The 25,855-nt window shown below is 71.6% G+C and carries 26 protein-coding genes and 1 other RNA gene; 11 read left to right on the top strand and 16 right to left on the bottom strand.

Annotation, left to right across the window (positions count from 1 at the left end; genetic code table 11):
- Window positions 1–85 precede the first annotated feature (85 nt).
- Complete coding sequence (locus tag ACN28A_RS03940) at window positions 86–493, bottom strand: four-helix bundle copper-binding protein (RefSeq protein WP_421392405.1); 408 nt, start codon at window positions 491–493, stop codon at window positions 86–88.
- 131 nt (window positions 494–624) lie between these two features.
- Between ACN28A_RS03940 and ACN28A_RS03945 the strand changes: the two genes are divergently transcribed.
- On the top strand, window positions 625–1,617 hold the full coding sequence (locus ACN28A_RS03945; protein ID WP_421392407.1) for a MerR family transcriptional regulator: 993 nt from the start codon (window positions 625–627) through the stop codon (window positions 1,615–1,617).
- 135 nt (window positions 1,618–1,752) lie between these two features.
- Here ACN28A_RS03945 and ACN28A_RS03950 read toward each other — a convergent pair whose 3' ends face one another.
- The 3 genes from ACN28A_RS03950 to ACN28A_RS03960 all read right to left on the bottom strand — a co-directional run bounded on the left by ACN28A_RS03950 (window position 1,753) and on the right by ACN28A_RS03960 (window position 3,830).
- Window positions 1,753–1,914 carry a hypothetical protein gene (locus ACN28A_RS03950; RefSeq protein ID WP_421392408.1) on the bottom strand — a complete coding sequence of 54 codons (162 nt, stop codon included), beginning with the start codon at window positions 1,912–1,914 and terminating at the stop codon, window positions 1,753–1,755.
- 99 nt (window positions 1,915–2,013) lie between these two features.
- Complete coding sequence (locus tag ACN28A_RS03955) at window positions 2,014–3,096, bottom strand: tartrate dehydrogenase (protein ID WP_421392411.1); 1,083 nt, start codon at window positions 3,094–3,096, stop codon at window positions 2,014–2,016.
- Between the two features lie 44 nt (window positions 3,097–3,140).
- Window positions 3,141–3,830, bottom strand: a complete 690-nt coding sequence (locus ACN28A_RS03960) for a GntR family transcriptional regulator (protein WP_421392413.1) — start codon at window positions 3,828–3,830, stop codon at window positions 3,141–3,143.
- A 98-nt stretch (window positions 3,831–3,928) separates the two neighbouring features.
- On the opposite strand from ACN28A_RS03960, the gene ACN28A_RS03965 reads away from it, so the two are divergent.
- The 6 genes from ACN28A_RS03965 to ACN28A_RS03990 all read left to right on the top strand — a co-directional run bounded on the left by ACN28A_RS03965 (window position 3,929) and on the right by ACN28A_RS03990 (window position 10,418).
- On the top strand, window positions 3,929–5,188 hold the full coding sequence (locus ACN28A_RS03965; RefSeq protein WP_421392416.1) for an MFS transporter: 1,260 nt from the start codon (window positions 3,929–3,931) through the stop codon (window positions 5,186–5,188).
- On the top strand, window positions 5,185–6,222 hold the full coding sequence (locus ACN28A_RS03970) for a phosphoglycerate dehydrogenase (protein ID WP_421392418.1): 1,038 nt from the start codon (window positions 5,185–5,187) through the stop codon (window positions 6,220–6,222). The genes ACN28A_RS03965 and ACN28A_RS03970 overlap by 4 nt, the downstream gene beginning before the upstream one ends.
- Window positions 6,219–7,883, top strand: coding sequence for an FAD-binding dehydrogenase (locus ACN28A_RS03975; protein ID WP_421392420.1), 1,665 nt, complete (start codon window positions 6,219–6,221; stop codon window positions 7,881–7,883). The genes ACN28A_RS03970 and ACN28A_RS03975 overlap by 4 nt, the downstream gene beginning before the upstream one ends.
- A 29-nt stretch (window positions 7,884–7,912) precedes the next feature.
- The gene (locus ACN28A_RS03980; protein ID WP_421392422.1) at window positions 7,913–9,286 is read left to right on the top strand and encodes an acyclic terpene utilization AtuA family protein; all 1,374 of its coding nucleotides are present in this window, start codon (window positions 7,913–7,915) and stop codon (window positions 9,284–9,286) included.
- Entirely contained in the window at window positions 9,276–9,611 is a 336-nt protein-coding gene (locus ACN28A_RS03985) for a DUF4387 domain-containing protein (protein WP_421392425.1), read from the top strand. The genes ACN28A_RS03980 and ACN28A_RS03985 overlap by 11 nt, the downstream gene beginning before the upstream one ends.
- Window positions 9,612–9,977: 366 nt before the next feature.
- The gene (locus tag ACN28A_RS03990) at window positions 9,978–10,418 is read left to right on the top strand and encodes an HPF/RaiA family ribosome-associated protein (protein ID WP_421404130.1); all 441 of its coding nucleotides are present in this window, start codon (window positions 9,978–9,980) and stop codon (window positions 10,416–10,418) included.
- Between the two features lie 226 nt (window positions 10,419–10,644).
- Here ACN28A_RS03990 and ACN28A_RS03995 read toward each other — a convergent pair whose 3' ends face one another.
- Window positions 10,645–11,580: a sigma-70 family RNA polymerase sigma factor gene (locus ACN28A_RS03995; RefSeq protein ID WP_421392427.1), complete on the bottom strand. Its 936-nt coding sequence runs from the start codon at window positions 11,578–11,580 to the stop codon at window positions 10,645–10,647.
- A gap of 10 nt (window positions 11,581–11,590) precedes the next feature.
- A complete protein-coding gene (locus ACN28A_RS04000; RefSeq protein ID WP_421392429.1) occupies window positions 11,591–12,781 on the bottom strand; it encodes an NAD(P)/FAD-dependent oxidoreductase in 1,191 nt (396 codons plus the stop codon).
- Between the two features lie 163 nt (window positions 12,782–12,944).
- On the opposite strand from ACN28A_RS04000, the gene ACN28A_RS04005 reads away from it, so the two are divergent.
- Complete coding sequence (locus ACN28A_RS04005; protein WP_421392432.1) at window positions 12,945–13,136, top strand: hypothetical protein; 192 nt, start codon at window positions 12,945–12,947, stop codon at window positions 13,134–13,136.
- Window positions 13,137–13,391: 255 nt separating this feature from the next.
- Here ACN28A_RS04005 and ACN28A_RS04010 read toward each other — a convergent pair whose 3' ends face one another.
- The 3 genes from ACN28A_RS04010 to rnpB form a co-directional block, all read right to left on the bottom strand.
- Window positions 13,392–14,030: a hypothetical protein gene (locus ACN28A_RS04010; RefSeq protein ID WP_421392434.1), complete on the bottom strand. Its 639-nt coding sequence runs from the start codon at window positions 14,028–14,030 to the stop codon at window positions 13,392–13,394.
- A gap of 32 nt (window positions 14,031–14,062) precedes the next feature.
- Window positions 14,063–14,914, bottom strand: coding sequence for a tyrosine-type recombinase/integrase (locus ACN28A_RS04015; protein WP_421392437.1), 852 nt, complete (start codon window positions 14,912–14,914; stop codon window positions 14,063–14,065).
- A 1,026-nt stretch (window positions 14,915–15,940) separates the two neighbouring features.
- Window positions 15,941–16,382: RNase P RNA component class A (gene rnpB / locus ACN28A_RS04020), an RNA gene on the bottom strand.
- A 242-nt stretch (window positions 16,383–16,624) separates the two neighbouring features.
- Between rnpB and ACN28A_RS04025 the strand changes: the two genes are divergently transcribed.
- Entirely contained in the window at window positions 16,625–17,434 is an 810-nt protein-coding gene (locus ACN28A_RS04025) for a sulfite exporter TauE/SafE family protein (RefSeq protein WP_421392439.1), read from the top strand.
- A 30-nt stretch (window positions 17,435–17,464) separates the two neighbouring features.
- Here ACN28A_RS04025 and ACN28A_RS04030 read toward each other — a convergent pair whose 3' ends face one another.
- Entirely contained in the window at window positions 17,465–18,070 is a 606-nt protein-coding gene (locus tag ACN28A_RS04030) for a dihydrofolate reductase family protein (protein WP_421392442.1), read from the bottom strand.
- Window positions 18,071–18,174: 104 nt separating this feature from the next.
- Here ACN28A_RS04030 and ACN28A_RS04035 point away from each other — a divergent pair, with 104 nt between their 5' ends.
- A complete protein-coding gene (locus tag ACN28A_RS04035; protein ID WP_421392444.1) occupies window positions 18,175–19,038 on the top strand; it encodes a LysR family transcriptional regulator in 864 nt (287 codons plus the stop codon).
- Window positions 19,039–19,187: 149 nt separating this feature from the next.
- Here the strand turns inward: ACN28A_RS04035 and mctP are convergent, their stop codons facing one another.
- Both mctP and ACN28A_RS04045 read right to left on the bottom strand, forming a co-directional pair.
- Window positions 19,188–20,900: a monocarboxylate uptake permease MctP gene (mctP, locus tag ACN28A_RS04040; protein ID WP_421392445.1), complete on the bottom strand. Its 1,713-nt coding sequence runs from the start codon at window positions 20,898–20,900 to the stop codon at window positions 19,188–19,190.
- 6 nt (window positions 20,901–20,906) lie between these two features.
- Window positions 20,907–21,158 carry a DUF3311 domain-containing protein gene (locus tag ACN28A_RS04045; RefSeq protein ID WP_421392447.1) on the bottom strand — a complete coding sequence of 84 codons (252 nt, stop codon included), beginning with the start codon at window positions 21,156–21,158 and terminating at the stop codon, window positions 20,907–20,909.
- A gap of 292 nt (window positions 21,159–21,450) precedes the next feature.
- On the opposite strand from ACN28A_RS04045, the gene ACN28A_RS04050 reads away from it, so the two are divergent.
- Window positions 21,451–22,311 carry an alpha/beta fold hydrolase gene (locus tag ACN28A_RS04050; protein ID WP_421392448.1) on the top strand — a complete coding sequence of 287 codons (861 nt, stop codon included), beginning with the start codon at window positions 21,451–21,453 and terminating at the stop codon, window positions 22,309–22,311.
- Window positions 22,312–22,353: 42 nt separating this feature from the next.
- On the opposite strand, the gene ACN28A_RS04055 is transcribed toward ACN28A_RS04050, so the two are convergent.
- The 4 genes from ACN28A_RS04055 to ACN28A_RS04070 all read right to left on the bottom strand — a co-directional run bounded on the left by ACN28A_RS04055 (window position 22,354) and on the right by ACN28A_RS04070 (window position 25,853).
- Entirely contained in the window at window positions 22,354–23,523 is a 1,170-nt protein-coding gene (locus tag ACN28A_RS04055) for a bifunctional RNase H/acid phosphatase (protein ID WP_421392450.1), read from the bottom strand.
- Window positions 23,524–23,555: 32 nt separating this feature from the next.
- Entirely contained in the window at window positions 23,556–24,296 is a 741-nt protein-coding gene (locus ACN28A_RS04060) for a zinc ribbon domain-containing protein (protein WP_421392451.1), read from the bottom strand.
- On the bottom strand, window positions 24,293–25,156 hold the full coding sequence (locus tag ACN28A_RS04065) for a Nif3-like dinuclear metal center hexameric protein (protein ID WP_421392452.1): 864 nt from the start codon (window positions 25,154–25,156) through the stop codon (window positions 24,293–24,295). The genes ACN28A_RS04060 and ACN28A_RS04065 overlap by 4 nt, the downstream gene beginning before the upstream one ends.
- A 127-nt stretch (window positions 25,157–25,283) precedes the next feature.
- Entirely contained in the window at window positions 25,284–25,853 is a 570-nt protein-coding gene (locus ACN28A_RS04070; RefSeq protein ID WP_421392454.1) for a flavoprotein, read from the bottom strand.
- Between the last annotated feature and the right edge of the window lie 2 nt (window positions 25,854–25,855).

Below are 25,855 nucleotides of genomic sequence, written 5' to 3' on the forward strand. Positions count from 1 at the left end.
AGGCACGGCGGGGACGTCCGAGAGGCACAGCGGTGACATCGCGGGCGGTGCCGGGCTGAGGACGCCGGCACGCCGCCCGCGGTTCTCAGCTGATGTCGGCCAGCAGGGCCCGGCAGGCCCGCTCGCACGCGTAGCATGCGTCGGCGCAGATCCGGCAGTGTTCGTGCTTGTCGGCATGCCGGGCGCACTCGTCCCCGCATGCCCTGCAGGCCGTGGCGCAGGCCTCGAGCAGGGTGCGGCTGATGTTCGCGTCGTAGCCGGTGTGCCGGGACAGCACGCGGGCGGTGCTGGTGCAGATGTCGGCGCAGTCCAGGTCCGTCCGGATGCACTTGGTGAGCTCGGCGACCATGTCCTCGCTCAGGCAGGCGTCGGCGCACGCCGTGCAGGCCTGGGCGCAGTCGTTGAGGGCGTCGATCGCCGCCGCCAGCTTCGCGCGGTCCAGGTTGATCGACTTCGGATACGTCTCCAGCATCGGCATCGTGGTGCTCGGCATCAGGGTTCCTCTCTCTCGTTCCCCGTGCCCTACCCGCAAACCCGCGGCTCATGCCGGACGGGCGCGGGCGGCAGGGCGGAGGACCGGCAGGGGTTGTATCTCAAGCCGCTTCAGATCGCATAGTGGGCGTCGTGGACATGAACGAGCTGTACGGCATCGGGGATGTCGCCCGGCGGACCGGCCTGAGCGTCAGCGCCGTCCGGTACTACGCGGACGTCGGCGTCGTCGTGCCGGCCGCCAGCACTCCGGCCGGTCACCGCCGGTACGACGTGTCTGCCATCGCCCGGCTGGAACTGGTTCGGACGCTACGGGAACTCGACGCCGGGCTGGACGAGATCAGGCGGGTGCTGGCCGGCGAGGCGACGCTGCACGAGCTGGCCGCCACCCACCTGGCCCTGCTGGCGCGGCAGGAGGCGCGGCTGCACAGCCGTCGCGCGGTGCTGTCGGCCATCCTGCGGCAGGACTCCACGGCCGAGCAGGTCACCCTGATGCACAAGCTGGTCGGCATGTCGGACGAGGATCGCGACCGGCTGATCGACGAGTTCTGGACCGAGGTTTCCACCGGCTGGGAGCCGCCGGAGCGGATGGTCGAGTGGTGGCGAGCGGCCCGCCCGGAGCTGCCCGAACATCCCACCGCGGCGCAGTTGGAGGCGTGGATAGAGCTGGCCGAGCTGGTCCGGGACACCGAGGTCCGGCAGGCCGTGCGCCGTGAGCTGTACGAGGTGTGCACCACCGGGGCCGGGCCGCTGATGACCTCGTCGCCGATGCTGGACACCCTGGAGGCGGCCACGCCGATCGGCCAGGCGGCGATGGACGCGGCGCGGGAGCGGGTGCCGCCGGACTCGCCGCGGGCGCGGGAGATCGCCGACCGGTGGATCGGGTGGCTGACCGGCGTCTTCGCGACACCGGACAGCCCCGGGATGCCGGACACGCCCGAGTTCCGCCGCCAGGCGGCCGACCACATGCTGATGGCGGCGGAGTGGGACCGCACCCCGCCGGAGCCGGCGGGACCGTTCGACCGGTACGTGGCGCTGGTAGCCGCGGTGAACGACGTGCCGCCGGAGCGGTTCCCGTTCGAGTGGCTGGCCGCCGCGCTGCGCGCGTCCGTCCCACCGGCTCCCTGATCGGCGGTAGGCGGCTGCGCCGGTCGGCCTAGCCCTGGTCAGCTGCTCAACCGCCAGCAGTCGAGTCGTCGGTGCTCGCGGAACGCCGGCCGCGAGGTGCCGGCCGGCGTCCCTTCCTGCTCTTCGGTTGTCAGCTCAGATCCACCACTGGAAGTACCAGATCGGCGGGTTGCCGGGCATGGTGGAGTCCGGCGGAAGGGCCTGGCACGGTCCGACGGTGTGTCCCCAGGCGGCGTAGATCTGCCGGGTCTTCACGCATTCGTCGTAGTGGTAGGGGCCCGCCCAGCCGGTGGCCATCGTGGTCACCGGCCCGGACAGCGGCGTGCCGGGACTGCTCGCGGGAGCCGCCGCTGCCGCGCCGGCGGGTAGGGCCAGCTGCCCGGCGGCGGTGCCGGGTCAGCGTTCGTCGACCCGTTCGGCGATCGCCCGCCCCAGCTCCGCCGTCGTCCCGGTGCCGTGCAGGTCGGGGGTCAGGGGCGCCTGTCCGGGCCCGTACGCCAGGACGTCCTCGACCGCGCCGAGCAGGTGGGCGGCGGCCTCGGGGTGGCCCAGGTGTTCGAGCATCATGGCGCCGCACCAGATCTGGCCGACCGGGTTGGCGATGCCCCTGCCCGCGATGTCGGGGGCGGAGCCGTGCACGGGCTCGAAGAGACTGGGGTGGTCCCGCTCGGGGTTGATGTTGGCACTCGGGGCGATGCCGAGCGTGCCGGTGCAGGCCGGGCCGAGGTCGGAGAGGATGTCGCCGAACAGGTTGCTGCCGACGACCACGTCGAACCACTCCGGATGGAGCACGAACTGCGCCGCGAGCGCGTCGATGTGGAACCTGTCGAGGCGGACGTCGGGAAACCGTTCGGCCATCGCGGCCACCCGCTCGTCCCAGTAAGGCATGGAGATGGAGATGCCGTTGCTCTTGGTGGCGGACGTCAGGTGCCGTTCCGGGCGGCGGCTCGCCTGCTCGAAGGCGAAGCGCAGGACACGGTCGACACCGACCCGCGTCATGATCGTCTCTTGGAGGACGGTCTCCCGGTCGGTGCCCTCGAAGATCCGCCCGCCCACGCTGGAATACTCGCCCTCGGTGTTCTCCCGGACGACGACGAAGTCGATGTCGCCCGGCTCCCGGCCGGCCAGCGGGCTGCGGACTCCGGGCATCAGCCGGCAGGGGCGCAGGTTCACGTACTGGTCGAAGACCCGCCGGATCTGGATCAGGCTGCCCCAGAGCGAGACATGGTCGGGTACGACCGCCGGCCAGCCGACCGCACCGAAGTAGATGGCGTCGTAGCCGCGCAGCGTCTGCTCCCAGTCGGGCGGCAGCATCGTTCCGTGCCGCTGCCAGTAGTCGGCGCTGGCGAAGTCGAAGCTGTCGAACGCCAGCGTCAGGCCGAACCGGGCGGCCGTGGCGTGCAGCGCGTCGAGGCCGGCGGGGACGACCTCCCGGCCGATCCCGTCGCCGGGGATGACGGCGATCCGGTGCGTGGTCACGGCACGATCCGGTTGTGGGCTAACGGCACGATCAGGATGCGTGGTCACGGCGCCTCCCGGAGTGCCGCGAGGCCGCCCTGCGAGTCCTCGATGGCGATCCGCTCCGCGGTGGCGGAGTCGCCCGCGCGCAGCGCGCGGACCAGGGCGCGGTGGCTGGTGTACCGCTCCAGGCCGAACGTGTCGTCCTCGGCCACCCGTCGCAGCAGCAGTTCGCGGCGCTCCGGGCGGGAGAACACCCGGCACTGCTCGAGCATCCGGACCAGCACCGGGTTGTGCGCGCAGGCGCTGACCGTGTCGTTGAACTGCTGCATGGTGTCGAACAGCTCGGTGAGGTGCCGCTCGACCGGCCGGCCCTGCGCGCCCCGCTCCTTGAGCAGGATCAGCAGGTCGTCGGCGCGGTCGAGAATGGCGTCCAGCGCGTCGAGCTGGTCGGCGGTGGCGTGTCGGGCGGCGAAGCGGGCCACCAGGCCGCGCAGACCGACCTCCACCTCCGCGAGGTCGTCGATGGCCGCGTCCCGGATGGCGGCGACGAGGACGGTACGCGGCCCGATCCGCTCGATCAGCCCGTCGAGCTCCAACCGGCGCAGGGCCTCCCGGACCGGTGTGGGGCTGATCGCGAGCCGCTCGGCCATGCCGCGCTCGGTCACCTTCTCCCCCGGCGGAAGCTCGCCGGTGGCGATCGCGGTGCGAACTTGACGGTACGCCTGGTCGGCGAGCGTCCCGGCTGTGGTCATGGGTGGCACTCTAGCGCATGAGATAGCAAGACTGTTTGCAACTGTTGACGAGTTTGCTACAGCAATTTAACGTGACCGGGGACACAGGAGGTGGGCGGGTGTCCGACCGGCGGATCACGTTCTTCATCGCCCTCGCGCTGTTCGCGCAGGAGTCGACGTGGAACTTCTACGACAACCAGGTGCCCGTCCTGCTCCGCGAGCACCTGGCGAGCACGGCGCTGGTGGGCGCGCTGATGGGGATGGACAACCTGCTGGGGATCTTCGTCCAGCCCTGGATCGGCAACCGGTCGGACAACACCCGGACCCGGTGGGGGCGGCGGATCCCGTACCTCGCGGTGGGCATGCCGCTGGCCGCGCTGGTCTTCGTGCTGCTGCCGTGGACCACGTCGCTTGTCACGCTTGTCGCGGTGATGTTCTGTTACGCCCTGATCGCCAACACCACCCGGCCGCTGGCCGAGTCGCTGGTGCCGGACTTCCTGCCTCCGGAACGACGCGGCCGGGCGAACGCCGCCGTGAAGATCGCTACCGCGCTCACCATCATCGTCGCATCGCTGATCAGTCTGCTCGTGGTGGACGAGCATCCGAGGGCGGCCTTCGTCCTCCCGTCAGTGATCATGCTGGCCGCCACTGTCGTGCTGCTCGCCAACGTGCGCGACAGCCGATCGACTGGCTACCAGGCCGCGGTCGCCGAGGACGCGGCCACCGGTCCCGCCCCGACCGGCCCGCCGCTGCGGCAGATCGTCAGCGGTCTGGTCACCGACCGGGACCGCCGCCGGCTCCTGCTGCTGCTGACCGTCCTGCTCTTCGGCGGGGCATGGTTCGCCTCCCGGTCGCTGATCACTCCGTACGGGATGGAGGCGCTGGGCCTGAGCCGCGGCGAGGCCGGCGGGCTCACCCTGCCCAGCGGCATCGCCTACGTGGCCGCCGCCTACCCGGCCGCGCTGCTGGCCGAGCGCTTCGGACGGCTGCGCACCATCGCCGCAGGCATGATCGTCTTCGCCGCCGCGCTGGCGGCCGGCAGCGTCGCGCAGACCGCCACCGGTACGGTCGTCGCGTTCTGTGTGGCCTCCGTCGGCGCCGCCGCCTTCACGATCAACGCGGCGGTGGCGCTGTGGAACCTGGCACCGTCCAGCCGGGTGTTCGGCGCCTACACCGGCCTGTACGCGGTCACCTGGTATCTGGGCGGCTTCGGCGGCCCGGCCCTGATCGGCGCGGTCGTCGACCTCGTCGGCTGGGACGGGATGCTGCTCTACATCGCCGCGCTCGCCATGCTCGCCGTCCTCGTCGTCGTACGCCTCGGACGCCTACAGCGCCTGCACCGGGCGGCCCGCGCGACCACCCGCACCGGAAGCGAATGATGCCGACAATCCTCGTCACCACCGACTACCTCGCCCCCGGCGACGAGGTGGACACCTACCTGACCGGCCTCGGCTTCACGACCCGACACGACCCCATGCGTGGCGCACGCCGGCCCGAGCAGCTGATCGCGGCACTGTCCGGCGTCGAGGGCGCGCTGATCGCCAACGAACCGATGACCGCCGAGGTGCTTCGCCAGGCAACGGAGTTGCGCGCCGTCGTGCGTACCGGGGTCGGGTACGACTCCGTCGACGTGGCGGCGGCCGGCCGGCTCGGGATCAGCGTGAGCAACCTGCCGGGGATCAACGCCAACGCGGTGGCCGAGTACACAATCGGGTTGCTGCTCGCCCAGGCCCGGTGCCTGGTCCCGATGGCCGCCGGGGTGGCCGCCGGCCGCTGGCCGCGCGTCGACGGCCGGGAACTGCGCGGCAGGACGCTCGGCCTGATCGGGCGGGGGGCGGTGGCCCGGCACGTGGCGCCGCTCGCCGCCGCCTTCGGCATGACGGTGCTCTGCACCGGCGACCTGCCCGCGCCGGTCATCCGGGTTCCGCTCGACCGGTTGCTGCGCGACTCCGATTTCGTCTCGGTGCACACCGCACTGACCCCGTGCACCCACCACCTCGTCGACGCCGCGGCGCTGGCCCTCATGAAGCCGGGCGCGCACCTGATCAACACCGCGCGCGGGCCGATCGTCGACGAGACCGCCCTGGTCGAGGCCGTCCGGGCCGGCCGGCTGGCCGGTGCGGCACTCGACGTCGTGGAGGTGGAGCCGCTGCCGGCCGACAGCATCCTGCGCGGCGTCGACGGCATCACTGTCTACTCGCACATGGCCGGGCAGACCACCGAGGCCCGGCTGGCCGCCGGGATGGAGGGCGCGAGGGAACTGGTCGCCGCCCTGGGCGGCCGGCCCGCCCACCCGCTCACCGCCCCGAACCCGCTCACCGCCCCGAACCCGCACACCGACCCGAACCCGCACAGCGACTTGAACCCGCACAGCGACTTGAACTCGCGCACCGACACTGAGGAGCCGGCATGAGCACCAGGACAGCGGACGCCGACGTGCTGGTGATCGGCGCGGGCCTCGCCGGGCTGGTGGTCACCGCCGAGCTCGTCGCCGCCGGCCGGTCCGTCCTGCTGCTCGACCAGGAGCCCGAGCAGAGCCTCGGCGGCCAGGCGTTCTGGTCGTTCGGCGGGCTGTTCCTGGTCGACTCGCCGGAGCAGCGCCGGATGGGCATCCGCGACTCAGCCGAGCTCGCCTGGCAGGACTGGCAGGGCAGCGCCGGGTTCGACCGACCCGAGGACGCGTGGCCACGGCGTTGGGCCGAGGCGTACGTCGACTTCGCCGCCGGTGAGAAGCGCGGCTGGCTGCGGCGTCTCGGCATCAGGCTGTTCCCCGTCGTCGGCTGGGCCGAGCGCGGGGGCTACGACGCCACCGGGCACGGCAACTCGGTGCCCCGCTTCCACGTCACCTGGGGTACGGGGCCGGGCGTTCTCGAACCCTTCGTCGCGACCGTGCGGGAGGCGGCCGGACGCGGCCTCGTCCGGTTCGCCTTCCGGCACCGGGTCGACGCGCTGACCACCAGCGGCGGTGCCGTGGTGGGCGCCTCGGGCCACGTCCTGGAGCCGAGCGGGGCCGCCCGGGGCACCGCCAGCTCGCGGAAGGAGATCGGGGACTTCGCCTACACCGCGCAGGCCGTCGTCGTCACCTCCGGCGGCATCGGCGGCAACCACGACCTGGTCCGCCGCAACTGGCCGGAACGGCTCGGCACCCCGCCCGCACACATGATCAGTGGTGTGCCCGCCCACGTGGACGGCCGGATGCTGACCATCACGCAGGAGGCCGGCGGTGCCGTGATCAATCCCGACCGGATGTGGCACTACGTCGAGGGCATCCAGAACTGGAACCCGATCTGGGCCGCGCACGGCATCCGCATCCTGCCCGGGCCGTCCTCGGTCTGGCTCGACGCGCGCGGACGCCGGCTGCCGGTGCCGCTCCATCCCGGCTTCGACACCCTCGGCACGCTCGCCCACCTGCGCGGCACCGGCCACGACCACAGCTGGTTCGTCCTCACCCAGAAGATCATCGAGAAGGAGTTCGCGCTCTCCGGCTCGGAGCAGAACCCGGACCTGACCGGCCGCAGCGTCAAGCAGGTCCTCGGCCGCCTCCGTGCCGGCGCACCGGCACCGGTGGAGGCGTTCAAGCGGCACGGCGCCGACTTCGTCGTGGCCGACCGGCTGGACGAGCTGGTGAAGGCCATGAACGCGCTCACCGCCGAGCCACTGCTGGACCCGCTCGACATCCGGCACACGATCGAGGCACGCGACCGGCAACTGACAAACAGCTTCACCAAGGACATGCAGATCGCGGCCATCCGCAACTTCCGCAACTACCGGGGCGACCGGCTGATGCGTACCGCGGCGCCGCACCGGTTCCTCGACCGGAAGGCCGGGCCGCTGATCGCCGTACGCCTGCACGTGCTCACCCGCAAGACGCTGGGCGGCCTGCACACCGACCTCGACGGCCGGGTGCTGGACGGAGCCGGGCAGCCGGTGCCGGGGCTCCACGCCGCCGGCGAGGTCAGCGGATTCGGCGGCGGTGGCATGCACGGCTACCGCGCGCTGGAGGGCACCTTCCTGGGCGGCTGTCTCTTCTCCGGACGCCAGGCAGGCCGCGCCGTGGCCAGCACCGTCGCATGACCGGCCCGTACCCGCGAAAGAAGGAAACCGTGACCCGCGACTCCGTACGCATTCTCGTGCCCTCCGGCATGCTCGGCTCGGGATTCCCGCCCGAGATCGTCGACCGTGGCCTGGCCCTCGGCGCCGACGTCATCGCCGTGGACGGCGGGTCGACCGACTCCGGCCCGTACTATCTGGGCACCGGCACGGCCAAGACCACGGCGGCGGCCGTGGCCCGCGACCTGCGGCTGCTGCTGCGGGCCGCGGCGAAGGCGCGGATCCCGCTGATCGTCGGGTCCTGCGGCACCAGCGGCACCGACTCCGGGGTGGACTGGGTCGCCGGAATCGCCCACGGCATCCTGGCCGAGGAGGGGCTGGAGCTGCGGGTCGCCACCATCTACAGCGAGCAGCGGGCCACCGACCTCAAGCAACACCTCGACCAGGGCCGGATCCATCCGCTCCCGCCGGCCGGCGCGCTCGACCCGGCGACGCTGGAGAGCTGCCGGCACATCGTCGCGATGATGGGACACGAGCCGATCGCGGAAGCGCTGGCGGGCGGGGCCGACGTGGTGCTGGCCGGGCGGGCCACCGACACCGCCGTCGCCGCCGCCGTTCCGCTGATGGCGGGCATGCCGGCCGGCCCGACCTGGCACGCCGCCAAGATCATCGAGTGCGGCGCACAGTGCACCACGAACCCGCGCTCCAGCGGGGTCTTCGCCACCATCGACGCCACCGGCTTCACCATCGAGCCGCTCGACCCGGCCGTCGCCTGCACGCCCACCTCGGTCGCGGCGCACATGCTCTACGAGACCGCGGACCCGTTCTCGATGCGGGAACCGGCCGGCACGCTGATGGTCGCCGACGCCACCTACCGGGCCCTCGACGAGCGACGGGTACGCGTGGAGGGCTCCCGGTTCGAGCCGGCCCCGTACACGAACAAGCTGGAGGGTGCCCGGATCACCGGCTACGAGACCATGTCGTTCACCGCGATCCGCGACCCGCACATCCTCGGCCAGATCACCACCTGGGCGCAGCTGCTCCGCCGGGTCACCGTGGACCGGGTCACCCAGACGCTCGGACTGAGCTCCGACGACTACGCCTTCGACATCCGCCTCTACGGCTACGACGCGGTACTGGAGGCGACCGACCCGGACACCCGGCCGCCCCGCGAGGTGGGGGTGATGCTGCTGGTCCGTGCCGCGGACCAGCAGACGGCCACGGCCGTCGCGAAGATCGCCAATCCGCTGATGCTGCACCTGCCCACGCCCGACATGGACCATCTGCCCAGCCTGGCGTTCCCGTTCTCGCCGGCGGAGACCGAGCGCGGGGCGGCGTACGAGTTCGTCCTGAACCACGTCGTCGAGGTGGACTCGCCCACCAGCCTGTTCCGCATCCACCTTCCGGAGGGCAGCGATGTCCGGTAACGCCAGTCCCCGTACCGTCGCCGATCTCGCGCTGGAGGTCCGGTCGAAGAACGCCGGCCCGTTCTGGGTGACGATGGAACTGTTCATGCGCGACGCTGCCGGATACGCCGTGGTGGCCGACCCCGGCTTCCTGGACGCGTCGGTGATCGCGCGCCTCTACGGCGTACCGGCCGAAACCGTCCGCATCTTCCGGATACCCGCGCTTAACGTCGTCAAGATCTCGTTCCCGCGTCCCGTGGCGCAGGGCAGCCTGCACGACCGCGACATCCACGCCGGGCAGCATCACGTACCCCTGGCCGTCCTCCCGCTGCCGGAGATGTCCTGACGACTGCGGTGGGCGTCGTGGTGTGCCGGCGCGGAACGCGGAACGCCGACCGGCTTCGGGCCGGCGGTGTCAGCGGCTCGCCGACGACCCCGGCGAGTGCGCCAGCGGGCGCAGCGACGCTGGTCACGATGCTGAAGCTGTCTTCGGCGAGGTGTCGAACAAGCTCGGTGCGCCTGCGGGGTTCGAGGCAGCGACGTTGCCGCTGGAGCGGTCACCGGATGTTTTCGGAACCGGTGCTACCGGGTACAAATCGCTCCACCGCTGGTAACCAAAGCGCGTTGCCGAACGAAAGGGTCAGTAAAAAATGGGCACGGAAAGTTCGTCCCGCGTCACCGCATCCGCATGCGTCCAGAGCGAGGCGCGGCGATGAGCGGCGCCCGGGGAAACCCGGCCACGGTGGAAGACTGCCTGCGGGTCGGGGCCGGCTTCTCGCAGGGCGACCGGAACTGGATCGCCGAGGAGTTCACCCCGCTGGACGCGCGGCTGGCCGCCTTCCCGGCGGACGGGACCGAACTCGAGGTGTCGGTGAAGAACCGGGAGGCCAAGGGGCAGAAGATCACCCTTGAGTGCTGGATCGCCGGTCGCCCGAAGATCGTGACCACCTCGTCGGAGGAGGATCTGAAGGCCGGGCTGCACGACGTCCGGGACGACCTCCGGCGTCGACTCAACGACGCGAAGACCCGGCAGGAGCCCCGGCGCAACCGGCATCTGCGCGACACCGGGCTGCCCGAGCCCGAGCCGCTGGACGAAGCCGCCCTGTTGGCCGGTGACGACGAGCCGGCGGGCAAGACCGGATCCACCGCCTGAATCGAATCCACCGCCTGAAGACCTGCCGTCCCGCCGGTCACGCCGTGACCGGCGGGACGGCGGCAGGTCCGGCCCGGCGCGTCAGTCGAGGTTCGAGCCCTCAAGGGGACAGTGCAACTCCGGCGATATCGACCACCGCTAGGCGGTACGGAAGGGTCTGCTGCACCGGCAGGTGACAGGTGTGGCCATGCGGGCGGGGTTCGTGCTTCCCGGCATCACCAGCAGGTCACCACGATTCGATGACGGGTGCGTCGTGCTCGCGCCGCCGCCACTCCTCGGTGAGCCGGCCGAGTCGGTCCGGACTGGCGATGCCTCGCACCACCGCGACCCTGCCGTCCCGGATGTCCAGGACCACCACGCCCACGACCCGGTCCCCGACCGCGGCGATCGCCGCGGGAGAGCCGTTGACCACGCCGGCATGGATCGCCGGGGAGCCGCCGGCAAGCCGCCGCTTCGCCGGAGTCGGTTTGAAGCCGGCCCGCAGGGCCGCGGCGATCTGCTCGGGAGCCGCGTGCCGCAGCAGTTTCCCGCCCTGCCCGGCGCCGTCGGAGACGGCGGTCGCGTCGTCGGTGAGCAACGCCACCAGCCGGTCGGTCCGGCCCGAGGAGGCGGCGTCGACGAACGCCTCGACGACGCGGCGGGCGGAGACCCGGTCGACCTCGCTGCCGGTACGCCGGGTGGCGAGCCGGCGGCGGGCCCGGTGGGCGTGCTGCTGGCTCGCGGACTCGGTGATGTCGAGGATCTCGGCGATCTCGGCGTGCCGGTAGGAGAAAGCCTCGTGCAGCACGTAGACGGCCCGCTCGACCGGCGCGAGGCGTTCCATCAGGGTCAGCACCGCCAGGGTCACCGATTCACGCTGCTCGACGGTGTCGGCCGGCCCCAGCATCGGGTCGCCGGCCAGGAGCGGTTCGGGCAGCCAGTCGCCGACCGCGCGTTCCCGCCGCATCTGCGCCGACCGGAGCCGGTCGAGGGCGAGGTTGGTAACCACCTTGGTCAGCCATGCCTCCGGGACCTCGATCTGCGCGTGATCGGCGGCGTGCCAGCGCAGGAAGGTGTCCTGCACCGCATCCTCGGCGTCAGCCGCCGAACCGAGCAGACGGTACGCGAGCGAGGCCAACCGGTCCCGGTTGGCCTCGAAGCGCTGCACGTCGGCGGTGTCCATCCGAGCCACGCTAGCCGGTGACCACCTGCACCGGGCGGGCTGGCACGGTCGTCGCGCGACGTCGGCGGGTCGGCAGCCCGTAGGTCGGATGGCTCATGTTCCAGGCGGCGCCGCTGAGCACGAACGCCTTGAACCGGGCGACCGAACGGCCCCGCAGGGACCAGGACCTCGACCGCGCGTCACCGTCGACCGTCTGGAAGATCGCGTCCTTCGCGCCGAGACTGACACAGTTGCCGAGGTAGGCCAGCGAGGTCTTCGCGATTCGCTGACCGGTGAGGTCCCCCACGATCGCGGCGGTCGCCTGCATCCTGGTGAATCCCGCCGACGCACACGACATCGGCAGCGGCCGGCCGCTCTCGCCGACGGCGTAGGCGCTGTCCCCGGCGGCGTAGACCTCGGGGTGCGAGACGGAGCGCATCATCCGGTCGACGGTGATCCGGCCGTCGTCCTCGACCCTGAGGCCGCTGGCGGCGGCGATGGGGTGCACGGCGAAACCGGCCGCCCAGACGGTCGCGTCGGAGGCGAAGGCGGTGCCGTCGACAGTGACGGCCGCGTTCCGGTCGACGCGTACGACGGTGCTGTGCTCGTGCACGGCGATGCCGAGTCGGTCGAAGGCGCGCAGCAGGTGCTGGCGGCTCTTCCTGCCCAGCCAACCGCCCAGCTCGCCGGTGGTGGCGAGAGTGACCCGGAGCCCGGGTCGGCACTCGGCGATCTCGGTGGCGATCTCGATCGCGGTCAGGTTGCCGCCGACGATCAGCACCGCCCCGCCCTCGCCCAGCTCGTCCAGGTGCCGGCGCAGGCGTAGCGCCGCCGGCCGTCCGGCGACGTGGAAGGCGTGTTCGGACACCCCCGGTACGCCCTGGTCGCCGACGGTGCTGCCGAGGGTGTAGAGGAGGCTGTCGTACTCGATCAGGTCGGTGCCTCCGCCGTCGAGCACGGTGACGTTCCGCCGGTCGACGTCGACGGCGCTGACCCGCGCGACACGGAGCCGGATGCCCGTGCCCGCGAACATCTCCGCCAGGCCGAAACGCCGCAGTTCCTGCCCGGCCGCGAGCTGGTGCAGCCGCATCCGCTCGACGAAGTCGGGCTCGGCGTTGACGACGGTGATCTCGAAGTCGTCGGGGTGGAGGTGGCGGGCGAGATACCCGGCCGCGGCGGCTCCGGCGTATCCGGCCCCGAGGACGGCGATGCGGTGTCGCATGTTCGTGCTCCCGTCTGTCTGCGTGCCCTCTGAACGAGACAGCGGCGGGATCCCTGACAGCACGCGACTATGGCGTGGACCACTCCGCACCGCGCAGCGGCGCGGTCGAACGCCGGACTGCCGCGCCGCCGCGCTTCAAGACGACCGTGGGTAGCGTCGCGGAATGGCAGATCTGATCGAGCTGAACCTTGACCGTCCAACCGCCGAGGACCTGCGGAACGCGCTCTACGACCTGGGCGAGCACCTGGCGGCCGGCAGACCGATCCCGGAGATGGACGCCGCGACCAGCAGACGGCTCGGCGCTCTCCTCCGAGACCTGGACATCAGGCTGGGCGGCCCGGGCAGGTTCGCCTAGCCAACGTCCCAGTCTTGGCGGTACGGAAGCCGTCGGGGCTGGCCGCCGTCGGGCGCAACGACCAAGGTCAACCAACAGCACCAGACAAAGAAGCAGGTCACGGCCCTGATCAGGACCGTGACCTGTAGTACGACGGACGAGTCGACCTGTACGCCGGATTATGAAGCTGAAACACGCTCTGACCAGGGGCGGAGCCCGGCGACAACCGCTGTGGGCCGTCGCCGGGCCGTCGGAGCGATTACGCCGCCCAGGCCGTCATTCGGCCACCGATGGTTGGACCTTGGCGGTGTCGATGTCCCACCGTAAGAAGCTTCCGGTCGCGTCGTCACAGACGACCGTCACTGGGTAGACGCGACCGAACGCCCGCTCGCCCCGATGCCGCATGGAATGGTCGCCCTCGTCCCAGCCGATGCCGAGGACCGGGCAGCCGGCAACCTCGACTGCGCCGACGCGCAGCGGATGGTTCGCGGCGGATCGGAGGAAGCTCTCGTAGTCGGTATGCGGCTCCACTGACATTCCGACCCACGAATCCAGCGCAACCGCGTCACCCAAGACCATCCCGCACCGGTCGGCCGGCAGGTCACCGAGCAGCCGGCCGGCACCTTCAGTGCCGCTCCCCAGACCAACATCCAGCATCGTGATGGCAGCGTCGCCATCGAACGGGGAGGGCCGGGTAACCGCCCGCACGGAAAGGGAACGGCCGGCATCGACAGGCACGGCCACCGCCTCGAACAGCCATTCCTGGATGTGACCACCACCGGTAGCAGCGACTGCCGCCGCACGGTCGGAGAGCCGCTCGCCGATGCTCGGCCAGATGTAGTCGAGGTGCCCGAGCGTTGCAAGAACCAGGACACCGGATGGGGCAGTGACTGAGCCCAACTCCACGAATTCCACCCGGACGAGTCTGGCCCTCGGGTACGGCGCTGTCACGAGCGCGATCCCGGATCCTCAGCAGCAGGCCCAAGCAGGTCATCGATTGCTTTCCGGGTACGCTCCTCGCTGGCCGGCATCAGGTGGGTGTATACGCGCAGGGTGAAGCCGGGGTCGGCGTGGCCGAGGTAGGAGGCGAGGGCCTTGATGCTCTCCCCCGCGTCGAGCAGCGCCGAGGCGTAGAAGTGGCGTAGCGCGTGCATCCCGGTCGCCCGGGTCGGCGTGATGCCGGCCGCCACGACAGCCGGGCGCCAGCTCTTGCCGTCGAAGGTGCGTCGGTTGATCGCACCGCGCCGGGTGGTGGTGAACAGCAGCGGCACCGTGACCCGCTCGTCGTCGGCCGGGTTCTCCCACGGCAGCGTGAGCGACAGCGGGGTCAAGTCGTCGACGTGCTGGCGCAGCGCCTGGGCGACGGAGTCGGGCAGCGGTACCCGTCGGTCCCGGTCGGTCTTGGGAAGGCCGAACACCAGCCGGGAGCGGACGAGCTTGACCTGACGGCAGACGTGCACCCATCCCGCGTCGAAGTCGATGTCATCGACCCCGAGGCCGAGGATCTCGCCCTGCCGCAGCCCGCAGCCGGCGCCCAGGTCGACCATGGCGCGGTACCGCTCGGCGAGGGCACCGCGGATTGCCGAAACCTGTTCGTACCGCCACGGCACCCCTCGACGCTGCACCGGTCGCGGGGCTTTGACCGACTTTGCCGAACACGGGTTCTTGGCGATCCGTTCGTCGTCGACCGCCGCGCCGAGGATGGTCCGCAGGTGCGCGAAGATCACGGATCGGGTCGCCGGGGCGAGCTTGCCGACCATGCTGGCGTCCCACTCCCGGACGTGGCCCGGCTTGATCAAGAGCGCCGCGCCGCCGCGCGGCGCGAGCGCGGCGGTCCGCCCGGCGGGAAGCCGTCCCGGCCGCCTCCGGCGCCGGGACGGTGAACCGCCGACACCCGCCGGGGAACCGCGCTCGCGCCACCACAGGGCTTCTGCCTGATGACACCCTTACGACGGTCGGACCACGTCGTCAGAGGACACTCGGTTCGGATAGAGGTGCAGCTCGTAAGGGCCGTAGCAGTCCGCCATCAGCGTTGCCACCTCGGCACCACAGGCGCAGACCTGATTCGGGCCGTTGTCGCCGAACGGGCCGCAGCATCCGATCAGACGGGAACTGTCCGAGTGTGGTTGGAGCGAGGAGGCGTCGTCCGGATGGATCACGATCGTGTTGCGGGGGCCGGCGGACACGACGTTCACCCCATCAACGCATCTGGGTACGCCTGGCATGGCGTCTGGCCACCCATCCTGGTCCTCCGCAGGCACGAACGGGGCGCCGAACGGCTCAGGGTCGACGGCGAACGATCCCCGTGCCACTGTCGACGGGCCAGGACCACGGTGGAGGTATGGCCGGCGAAGCAGCTCTCCAGGTGAAGGCGTCAGCTCAGGTGTCAGCGCGATGCCGCAAGAGACGCATCTGAAGACGGCCATGCGGGGAGTGTGCCAGGGGCACACTCCCAGGCAAACAGCGCGGTCGGTACGGAAGCCGGCGTGGCTGGCCGCCGTCGCGCTCCGGGCTTCCGACTGCCGCGCCAGTCCAAACCCCGGACTGGCTTGCCACCGAGTCACCGGGCCGGCCACCAGCTCCACCGCCAGGACGTGCCCGACCCCCACCCGCGCGTCGGCCCGCCGCCCCACCGAACGGGCCGCCACGGGCCGCGCCGAGGGCCGTCCGGGGAGCAGGCTTGAAGATCATTCCTGGGCCGTCTCTGGGCCGTCCGGGCCGTCACCGGGCCGTCAGACGCCGCCCAACGGTGACCAAGGTCAACCAACAACACCAGACAAACAAGCAGGTCACGGCCTTGATTAGGACCGTGACCTGGGGTACGACGGACGAGTCGACCTGTACGCCGGATTTTGTGCCCGGTACGCACCGTTGCCGGTGGTGCCGGCGGCGGTCATCCATCTCGGCCTGCCGTTGCCGACAGGCTCCAGCGGCCTACCCGCAGGCATCGGGCGGGCCGCCCTCGATCGCCTGCGCGGGCCGTTGCCTCTCGGCGGCGGCCCTTTCTTGGCCTTGCTCCGGGTGGGGTTTACCGAGCCATCCCGGTCACCCGGGATGCTGGTGGGCTCTTACCCCACCGTTTCACCCTTACCGGACCGGTCGATCGGCGCGTTTCCGCGTAAACGACCTGATCCGGCGGTTTGTTTTCTGTGGCACTTTCCCGCGGGTCGCCCCGGGTTGCCGTTAGCAACCACCCTGCCCTGTGGAGTCCGGACGTTCCTCGGCGGCGGGCTCGCGGCCCACCGACGCGACCGCCCGGTCGACTCGTCCGTCGCGTACCCAATGGTAGCGATAATCCCGAAGCGCGATCCACCCGGCCGGCTGCCTCCGCAGGACCTCCGGGCGCACAGACGGGGCAGCTCGACAGCCTCCGTTCCGACCATCCCTCCTCACCCGCCACCGGCGGCGCGGGCGGGCCCCGGACGCCGGATCACGGACCGGACGGGCCATCGATCGGCCCGCAGGCCGCGCGGACTAGTGAGGCCCGCGCGGACTAGCCTCGACAGGCTATGGATTTTCCCGAGGCGCTGCTGCTGCTCGCCGCCGGGCTCGCCGCAGGGGTGGTCAACGCGGTGGCCGGCGGCGGTTCGCTGATCACCTTTCCCGCCCTGATCGCGATCGGGCTGCCGCCGGTGCCCGCCAACGTGAGCAATTCGATGTCGGTCTGTCCCGGCTACCTGGCCAGTGTCTGGGGCAGCCGGGCGGACCTGCCGGACCGGCGTTGGCTGCTCCGGCTGGTCCCCGGCACCGTGCTCGGCACCGCCGCCGGCTGTGCGCTGCTGCTCTCCACCCCGGCCCGCGCCTTCGAGCTGGCCGTACCGTTCCTGGTGCTCGGCGCGACCGCCGTGCTGGCGTTCCAGGACCAGCTCCGCCGCCTTGTCCGGGTGGACGGCGGGCAGGCCGGCCAAAACAGGCCCGGCCTCGCCGGCGGCCGGACGGCGGTGCGGAGCGTCTCCCGGCAGGCCCTCGCGCTGCACGTCATGGTCGTGGTCGGCGCGGTCTACGGCGGGTACTTCGGCGCCGCGCTCGGGGTCATGCTGGTCGCCGGGCTGGCGCTGGTGCTGGACGAGACCCTGACCCGGATCAGCGCGATCAAGAACCTGCTCTCCGCCGTGGTCGGGCTGACCACGATCGCCGCCTTCGCCGTCTTCGGTCCGGTGAACTGGGCCGCCGTCGCGGTGGTCGCCCCGGCGACAATCATCGGCGGGTACGCGGGAGCGCGGCTGGTCCGCCGACTGGCGCCCGAGGTGCTCAAGACGGTGATCGTGGTCTTCGGCACTGCGATCGGCCTGCTGCTGCTCTACCGCTCCTGGGCCTGACCCCACGCCTCCGCGACGCGGCGATCCCGGTCAGCGGAGCACCCGGTAGGTGAGGTGTGTGACGGCGTTCGCGGCCCGTGACTGGACCTGTTCGAGGTTCAGCGGCGGCACGCCGTCGAAGATCCGGGTGCCGGCGCCGAGCGTCATCGGCACGATGTGCAGCCGCACCTCGTCGATCAACCCGGCGGCGAGGTACTGGTTGACAGTCGTCGCGCCGCCGTGGATCGAGATGTTGCCGTCCCCGGCCGCCTCGCGGGCCTGCTTGAACGCCGACTCGATCCCGTCGGTGACGAAGTGGAACGTGGTGCCGCCCTCCATCGGCTGCGGGTCGCGCGGATAGTGGGTGAGCACGAAGACCGGGGCGTGGTAGGGCGGGTTGTCGCCCCACCAGCCCTTCCACTGGCGGTCCCACTCGCCGCGTACCGGGCCGAACATGTTGCGTCCCATGATGAACGCCTTGACGGTCGTCATCCGGGCTATCTCGGCCTGGTTCTCCTGGCTGTCGGCGTACCAGGCGTGCAGCCGGTCACCCCAGCCGTCGCCGCCGTCCTCGCCGAAGGGGCGCTCCTCGGTCTGGTCGTGGCCGGCCGCGTAGCCGTCGAGCGAGACGGTGAGATCGCAGGTCACCTTGGTCATTTCTGCTCCTCGCGGATGTGTTCCGGTGTGGATCTCAGCATGGTCCAGGGCAGTCATGACGTCCAATGCCAAACTCGCACGACTCTCATTGATATTGTTGATCAGTGCTCAACCTGGTCCATCTCAAGGTTCTGGCGGCGGTGGCCCGGCACGGGTCGGTGACCGAGGCGGCGAAGGAGTTGCACTACTCCCAACCGTCGGTCAGTCACCACCTCTCGCGCCTGGAGGCGGCCACCGGGGTCAGGCTGGTCCAACGGGTCGGCCGGGGCATCCGGCTGACTCCGGAGGGGCAGCTGTTCGCCAGCCGGGCCACCGAGATCGTCGGACGGGTCGACGCCGCGACGAACGAGCTCGCGGCACAGGTCGGTCTGCAGGCGGGGCGGGTCCGGCTGGCCGCCAATGCCTCGGTGCTGAGCACGATCGTGCCGAAGGCCGCCGCCAGGTTGGCCCGGGCGCATCCGGGGCTCGAACTGGCGGTGATCGAGCGTCATCCGGTGGAGGCGCTACAGGCGCTGCGGAACGGCGAGATCGACGTCGCGCTCGTCTTCCGGTATGCCGACGCGCCGGCCGAGGAGGAGGGCTTCCGGCTGGTCCACCTCGGCGACGATCCGATCTATCTGATCAGCCGGCAAGCCGACGACAGCGTGGCGAACCACCGTCACTCCGCCTGGATCGGCGGCTGCGCACGGTGCCAGGACGAGCTGGCCGCCGTCTGTCGACGGCGGGGCTTCGCCCCGCGCATCGTCTCGTTGAGCGACGACATGGTCGTCGTGCAGGCCCTCGTCGCCGCCGGCATCGGCGTCACGACACTGCCCGGTCTCGCGCTCCGGGCGCACCGGCATCCCGACATCCACGCCACCGAGCTCGCCGACCACCGCCGGCGGCTCTACGCCGTCACCTACGGCGAACCGCCGGACCCACCCGCCAGCACCGCGCTCATCCGGGCCGTCCAGCAGTCGGCCGGGTGAACGCCTGATCCGCCGCCCCCGCCACCCCGGCACACCCCGGACACGAAGGCCGGACGAAGATCCCCGTGACCTGGTCGGCGTACCCGGAAGGGGTTGCCTGTCCTGGCCACGGGGATCTCCCCGGAGGGCGGGGGTGAGGTCGGTGCGGGTCAGACCTTCGGGGCGGGTTCGACGGCCCCGCCGGCCGCCGCGTCGGCCCCGGCCGACTCCGGCAGCGACTCCGACTCCGGCTGCGACTCCTTCGGTCCGGGTACGAGGCGCGGGTCGCCCTCGTCGGCGAAGTAGTCGTCCTGGACGGTGCCGTCCACCCCGTCGGCGACCTTGGCGGCCCGGAGGACCAGCGTGACGATCACCGCGACCAGCAGGTTGAGCGCGACCGCGACCAGGCCGACGTAGATGGTCCTGGTGGAGCCGTCGAAGCCGAACTTCTCCAGCGGGAACGCGGACCCGCCGAAGTGCGCCCGCTTGGTGGCCGGGTTCGGGATCTGGTAGAGCATCCACATCCCCAGCCCCATCCCGGCCGCCCAGCCGGCGACCAGGGCGCCCCGGTGGAACCACCGGGTGTAGAGGCCGAGGGCGACCGCCGGCAGCGTCTGCAGGATGATGACGCCGCCGATGAGCTGGAGGTCGATCGAGAACTGCGGATCGAGGAAGACGATGCAGGCGACCGCACCGATCTTCACCACCAGCGACGTGATCTTGGAGACGTTCGCCTCCTGGGCCGCGGTGGCATCCTTGCGCAGGTACTCCTTGTAGATGTTCCGGGTGAAGAGGTTGGCCGCCGCGATCGACATGATGGCGGCCGGCACCAGTGCACCGATCCCGATCGCGGCGAACGCGATTCCGGCGAACCAGCTCGGGAACTGCTGCTCGAACAGCAGCGGCACCACAGTGTTGTTGTCCACGGAGCCCTCGGTCGCGCCCGGCAGCGGCGTGACCTCGGCGGCGATGGCGGCGTACCCGAGCAGGGCGATCAGGCCGAGCAGCAGGCTGTACGCCGGCAGCGCCGACATGTTCCGCTTGATCACGTCCCGGCTGCGGCTGGCCAGTACGCCGGTGAGGCTGTGCGGATAGAGGAAGAGCGCCAGCGCCGAGCCGAGGGCCAGGGTGATGTACTGCAACTGGTTGTTGGCGTTGAGCGTGATGCCGTCGTTCGGGTTCGGACTGGCGTCGAACTTCGCGTCCGCCGCGTCGAAGATGCTCCCCCAGCCACCCAGCTTGTACGGCAGGTAGATGATCGCCACCAGGATCACGATGTAGATCAGCGTGTCCTTGACGAAGGCGATCAGCGCCGGTGCCCGCAGCCCGGACTGGTAGGTGTAGGCGGCCAGGATGGCGAAGGCGACGATGATCGGCAGGTGCCGGGCGATCGTGCTCTCCCCGGTGACCCCCATCGTCTTGAGTACCGCCTCGATGCCGACGAGCTGGAGCGCGATGTAGGGCATCGTGGCGACGATGCCGGTGATCGCGATGATCAGTGCCAGGGTCGGCGAGTCGAACCGCTTCCGGACGAAGTCGGCCGGGGTGACGAAGCCGTGCCGGTGCGACACCGACCAGAGCCGGACCAGCACCAGGAAGACCAGCGGGTAGATGATGATCGTGTACGGCACCGCGAAGAACCCGGCCGCGCCCGCCCCGAACAGCAGCGCCGGTACGGCCACGAAGGTGTACGCGGTGTAGAGGTCGCCGCCGACCAGGAACCAGGTGATCCAGCCGCCGAAGCTGCGCCCGCCCAGTCCCCACTCGTCCAGGTGCGCCATGTCGTTCGGCGCCCGCCACCGGGCCGCCACGAAGCCCATCCCGCTGACCAGCAGGAACAGCAGCGTGAAGATGATGATCTCAGTGAGATGGTCCTGCCACATCGCCGATCAGCCCCGCTTCTTCGTCATCTGGTACACGACGGTCGTGGTGCCGACCCCGAGCAGGATGAAGGCGAGCTGGAGCCAGTAGAAGAGCGGGAAGCCCAGCAGCCGCGGCGAGTCGGCGTTGAAGAGCGGAGTGACGAGCGGGATCACGATCGGCAGGAAGAGCAGCCAGTTCCACGGGCTGTGGTCCTTCGCCCGCGACCTCGCCGCCACCACCTTGCCGGCCGGCGCCGCCGGCGTCTCAGAGTCGCTCATGCCGTCTCCTCACTGCGCTCGACCTGCTGGTCCACCCCGTCACGCCAGGGAGTCATCGACGTCCGTGTGCCGTGACGTGTCGTCGTTGACATGTGACGCCGGAGGTTAGGACAGAGTGACGGCGGTCACCCCGCCGAAACTCCAACGGTGCGCCGAGCGGTGACCATGCTGCGCCGAATGGTGATCAACGACCGAAATAACGTCCGGCTAAACGGTCCCATCAGGGCAATTAATACATCGAAGTACGACGATTACTCTTGCCCGGGGGTCGGCCGGTTGCCATGCTGGCCGGGTGCCCCGATTCCCCTCGTACGACCGCACCACACTCGGTTACCACGTACTGGGAGCCGGGCCGCCGCTGGTCTGCCTGCCCGGCGGGCCGGTCCGGGCGTCGAGCTATCTCGGCGACCTCGGCGGGCTGAGTCGGGAACGCACCCTGATCAAGCTCGACCTGCGCGGCAGCGGTGACTCGGCGGTCCCCGACGACCCGACGAGCTACCGGTGCGACCGAATGGTCGACGACGTCGAGGCGTTCCGGGTCCACCTCGGACTCGACCGGATGGACCTGCTGGCCCACTCCGCCGCCGGCAACCTCGCGGAACTCTACGCGGCCCGGTACCCGGACCGGATCTCCCGGCTGGTGCTGGTCACCCCCGGCCTGCGCTCGGTCGGGGTGGAAACGGTCGGCTTCGCCGAGGCGGTCGCCGCCCGCGCCACCGAGTGGTGGTACGCCGAGGCGAAGGCCGCGCTGGACGGCTGGCAGGAGGCGGCGGCCCGGGGCGCCGGCCCGGACGAGGTGAACCCGCTGCGCAAGGGCGCCGCGGCGTTCGCGTACGGCCGGTGGGACGAGCGGGCCCGCCTGCACGCCGAGGCGGACGAGTGGGAGCGGCCGGAGGCGGCGAGCGCCGGCTTCTACGCCGACTTCGCCCCGGACACCCCGGCGGTCCGCGCGGCGCTGGCCGGACTCGCCGCCCCGGTGCTGGTGGTGGCCGGCGAACTCGACCCCGCGCCGAGCCCGGCGGCGGCCCACGAACTCGCCGCGCTCTTCCCGCATGCCGAGGTCGTGGTGCAGGACGGCACCAGCCACTTCCCCTGGCTCGACGACCGGGCCCGGTTCGTCAAGACGGTGTTCACCTTCCTCAGCGAGGAGTGAGCCCCTCGGCCAAGAGTGAGCCCGTCGGCGAGGCGTGAACCGCTACAGGTGGGCGGTGTCGTTGACGCTGCGTACCGCCATCCCGCCGTCGGGCCAGATGTCCAACAACGAGATGCCGGCCGGGTCGAGATAGAGCCGGTGCAGGAAGGCGTCGGTGGCGGCGAGCGCGTCGCGCAGCGCGATCTTCACCGGTGAGACGTGCGAGACCACCACCACGGTCTCGCCCGGATAGCCGGCCAGCAACTTCGCCATCACCCGACTGACCCGGGCGCCGACCTCGACGAAGGACTCACCGCCGGGCGGGGCCACGGCCGGCGAGCCGAGCCAGGCGTCCAACTCGGCGGGCCAGCGCTCGCGTACCTCGGCGAAGGTGCGGCCCTCCCACTCGCCGAAGTCGCACTCGACCAGGTCCGGCTCGACCACCACCGGCACGCCGCCGAGCCCGCCGGAGATGATGCCGGCCATCGACGTACACCGGGACAACGGCGAGCTGACCACGGCCGCGACCTCGTCGACAAGCCCGGCCACCCGGCGGGCCGTCGCACCCGCCTGGCTCAGGCCCCGGTCGGAGAGCGGCACGTCGCCCCGGCCCGAGTAGCGGCCCTGCGCGGTGTACTCCGTCTCGCCGTGCCGCAGCAGCAGCAACCGGGTAGCGGTCTCCGCCGGGCGCGGCTCCCAGGAACTCTTCGCGGTCGAGCCCTGCGCGGCGACCTCGTGCGCCTCGGCCCGGTCGCTGCCGACGGCCGGCAGCCCTGCCGACGGCTCCGCCGCGCTGTCCCGGGCAGCGGCCGGCACCCGGCCGGCGGCCAGGTCCATCGCCGCGTTCGCCAGCGCGTCAGCGTGCCGGTTGCGCTCCCGGGGAATCCAGGTGTACGTCACCGAGTCGAACTTCCGGACCAGCCCGGCGGCCTGGGCGGCGAGCGGACGCAGCCCGGAGTTCTTGATCTGCCAGCGGCCGGCCATCTGCTCGACCACCAGCTTGGAGTCCATCCGCACCTCGACCGCGGAGGCCCCGGCGGCACCGGCCGCCTCCAGCCCGGCGATCAGGCCACGGTATTCGGCGACGTTGTTGGTGGCGGTCCCGATCGACTCGGAACGCTCGGCCAGCACCTCACCGCTGGCCGCGTCCCGGACCACCGCGCCGTAACCGGCCGGGCCGGGATTGCCCCGGGCGCCGCCGTCCGCCTCCACCACGACCTTACGACCCGACACGGGTCCACCCCCGATCCCGCCACCGACCCGGATCACAGCCCGGACTCGGCGGTACGCACCATGATGCGGCGGCACTCCTCGCAGCGCACCACCTCGTCCGGCGCGGCGGCCTTGATCCGGGCCCGGTCCGCACCGTACAGCTCCAGCCGGCAGCCGCCGCAGCGTCCTCCGGCGACGAGTGCCGCACCGAGCCCGCCGGACGACTCCCTGATCTTGTCGTAGAGGGCCACCAGGTCGGCCGGCAGGTCGGCCGCGAGCGGCTGCCGGGAGCCGGCCTTGAACCCCTCCTCCTTGCCGATCTCGGCAAGGGTCTCGTCGCGCCGCCGCTCGGTCTCCGCGCGCCGCTCCCGGGCCGCCGCCAGCCGCTGCTCGATCCCGTCGAGTACGCCCTGCGCGGTCTCCCGCTGCTCCATCAGCTCCAGTTCGGCGTCCTCCAGCTCGGTCTGCCGGCGGTTGAGCGAGGCCAGCTCGTGCTGCAACGCCTCCAGCTCGCGGGCCGGCCCCGAGCCGACGGTCAGCCGGGCCTGGTCCCGGTCCTTGCGCACCCGGACCTGGTCGACGTCCCGCTCCAGCCGGGCGATGTCCCGGTCCAGGTCGTCCACCGCCACCTGGGCCCGGACCCGCTCGTCCTCCAGCGCCGACAGTTCCCGGGCCAGGCTCTCCAGCTCGGCGTGCTCCGGCAGGGTACGGCGCCGGTGCGCCAGCTGGGCGAGCCCGGTGTCGATCGCCTGGAGGTCGAGCAGGCGACGCTGGTCTTTCGGGTCGGCCTTCATCGGCAGGGCTCCTTGTCCACGGGGGATGCGGGGAACAGCACGGGTGGTACGGGAGACGCCGCCTGCACCGTCCACGGATCGGTGTCCAGATCGGACACCAGCGTCTCGACGCCCAGCCGCTCGCGCAGGTGCCCGGCGAGGTCGTCGAGCCAGGGCCGCTCGGTGGCCCAGTGCGCGGCGTCCAGCAGTGCCGGACCCTGCTCGGCCAGGTATTCGCTCACCGGATGGTGCCGCAGGTCCGCGGTGAGGAAGGCGTCGACACCGGCCCGCAGGGCGTCACCGAGGAAGGAGTCGCCGGACCCACCGCTGACCGCCACGGTCGAGATCGTCCGCCCGGGGTCGCCGGCGGCGCGTACGCCCCAGGCGGTCGGCGGGAGCAGCCGGGCCGCGTACCCGGTGAACTCGGCAAGCGTCGCCGGCCCGGGCAGCCGGCCGACGCGCCCGAAGCCACGCCCCTGCCCGGCGGCCGGGCCGGCGGGGTCGGCCGGGCGCAGCGGGCGCAGGTCGGTCAGCCCGAGCCTGCGGGCGAGCGCGTCGGAAACTCCCGGGTTCGCGACGTCGGCGTTCGTGTGCGCGACGTACAGGGCCACGTCATTCTTGATCAACTGGTGCACGATCCGGCCCTTGTACGTCGTCGCGGCCACCGAGGAGACGCCGCGCAGCAGCAGCGGGTGGTGCGCCACGATCAGGTCGGCGCCGTACCCGAGCGCCTCGGCGACGGTCTCCGGCACCACGTCCACCACGAGGGCGACCCGGCGTACCGGTGCGGACGGGTCGCCGACCACCAGGCCCACCCGGTCCCACCCCTCCGCCCAGGCCGGCGGATACCGCTGGTCCAGCGCGGCCACGACCTCGGCCACGCCGACCGCCCCAGAACCGGATGCACCCACGGCGGCCCAGCTTACCGGCGCCAGCCCGGTCGCGACGCCGGGTGCCGGCGGGCCGTCGTCGGCGCACCGGCGGGGCGATGGCGCGAGCCGACCGGGCTCAGCCGAGCTGGCCGCTGACCGAGAACCTGGACCGCAGCGCGCTCACCCCCATCTCCCAGGGGAACCTGTCCAGGTAGCGCTCCCCGGTGCCGGGCGGGTGCAGCGGCACGACGTGGTCGCCGAAGAGCACCGTGACATCCCAGTCCCGCAGCCGGGCCAGGCTGGTCAGGAAGGCCGGATGGGCGGCCATCGCGGCGTTTGTGAACGGCATCGCCACGATCGGCAACCCCTTGCCGAGCCCCTCGACCAGCAGGCCGAGGACGAGCGTGTCGGCTATCCCGGCGGACCACTTGTTGATCGTGTTCACCGTCGCCGGGGAGACGATCATCGCGTCCGCCGGCGGCAGCACGTCCGGATCGTCGGGGTCCTTGTACGTCGACCGCACCGGATGCCCGGTCTGCCGACCCAGCGCCGGTACGTCGGCGAACTTCGTCCCGTCCGGCGTCAGCACGACGCACACGTCCCAGCCGTCCCGCTGGGCAGCACCCACCAGCCGTCCCACGTGCCGGGTCAACGGCGAGCCACAGGCGAGCACGTACAGTACGCGGGACCCGGTCGACCCCGTCACCG

The organism is Plantactinospora sp. WMMB782 (genome assembly GCF_049179135.1).
In the GTDB taxonomy this organism is placed as follows: domain Bacteria; phylum Actinomycetota; class Actinomycetes; order Mycobacteriales; family Micromonosporaceae; genus Plantactinospora.

Excerpts from the sequence above, each read along its gene's own strand:
- ACN28A_RS03940 (WP_421392405.1), bottom strand. The coding sequence starts at position 493 with ATGCCGAGCACCACGATGCCGATGCTGGAGACGTATCCGAAGTCGATC.
- ACN28A_RS03950 (WP_421392408.1), bottom strand. The coding sequence starts at position 1,914 with ATGGCCACCGGCTGGGCGGGCCCCTACCACTACGACGAATGCGTGAAG.
- ACN28A_RS03960 (WP_421392413.1), bottom strand. The coding sequence starts at position 3,830 with ATGACCACAGCCGGGACGCTCGCCGACCAGGCGTACCGTCAAGTTCGC.
- ACN28A_RS03970 (WP_421392418.1), top strand. The coding sequence starts at position 5,185 with ATGATGCCGACAATCCTCGTCACCACCGACTACCTCGCCCCCGGCGAC.
- ACN28A_RS03975 (WP_421392420.1), top strand. The coding sequence starts at position 6,219 with ATGAGCACCAGGACAGCGGACGCCGACGTGCTGGTGATCGGCGCGGGC.
- ACN28A_RS03985 (WP_421392425.1), top strand. The coding sequence starts at position 9,276 with ATGTCCGGTAACGCCAGTCCCCGTACCGTCGCCGATCTCGCGCTGGAG.
- ACN28A_RS03990 (WP_421404130.1), top strand. The coding sequence starts at position 9,978 with ATGAGCGGCGCCCGGGGAAACCCGGCCACGGTGGAAGACTGCCTGCGG.
- ACN28A_RS03995 (WP_421392427.1), bottom strand. The coding sequence starts at position 11,580 with ATGGACACCGCCGACGTGCAGCGCTTCGAGGCCAACCGGGACCGGTTG.
- ACN28A_RS04000 (WP_421392429.1), bottom strand. The coding sequence starts at position 12,781 with ATGCGACACCGCATCGCCGTCCTCGGGGCCGGATACGCCGGAGCCGCC.
- ACN28A_RS04005 (WP_421392432.1), top strand. The coding sequence starts at position 12,945 with ATGGCAGATCTGATCGAGCTGAACCTTGACCGTCCAACCGCCGAGGAC.
- ACN28A_RS04025 (WP_421392439.1), top strand. The coding sequence starts at position 16,625 with ATGGATTTTCCCGAGGCGCTGCTGCTGCTCGCCGCCGGGCTCGCCGCA.
- ACN28A_RS04030 (WP_421392442.1), bottom strand. The coding sequence starts at position 18,070 with ATGACCAAGGTGACCTGCGATCTCACCGTCTCGCTCGACGGCTACGCG.
- mctP (WP_421392445.1), bottom strand. The coding sequence starts at position 20,900 with ATGTGGCAGGACCATCTCACTGAGATCATCATCTTCACGCTGCTGTTC.
- ACN28A_RS04045 (WP_421392447.1), bottom strand. The coding sequence starts at position 21,158 with ATGAGCGACTCTGAGACGCCGGCGGCGCCGGCCGGCAAGGTGGTGGCG.
- ACN28A_RS04060 (WP_421392451.1), bottom strand. The coding sequence starts at position 24,296 with ATGAAGGCCGACCCGAAAGACCAGCGTCGCCTGCTCGACCTCCAGGCG.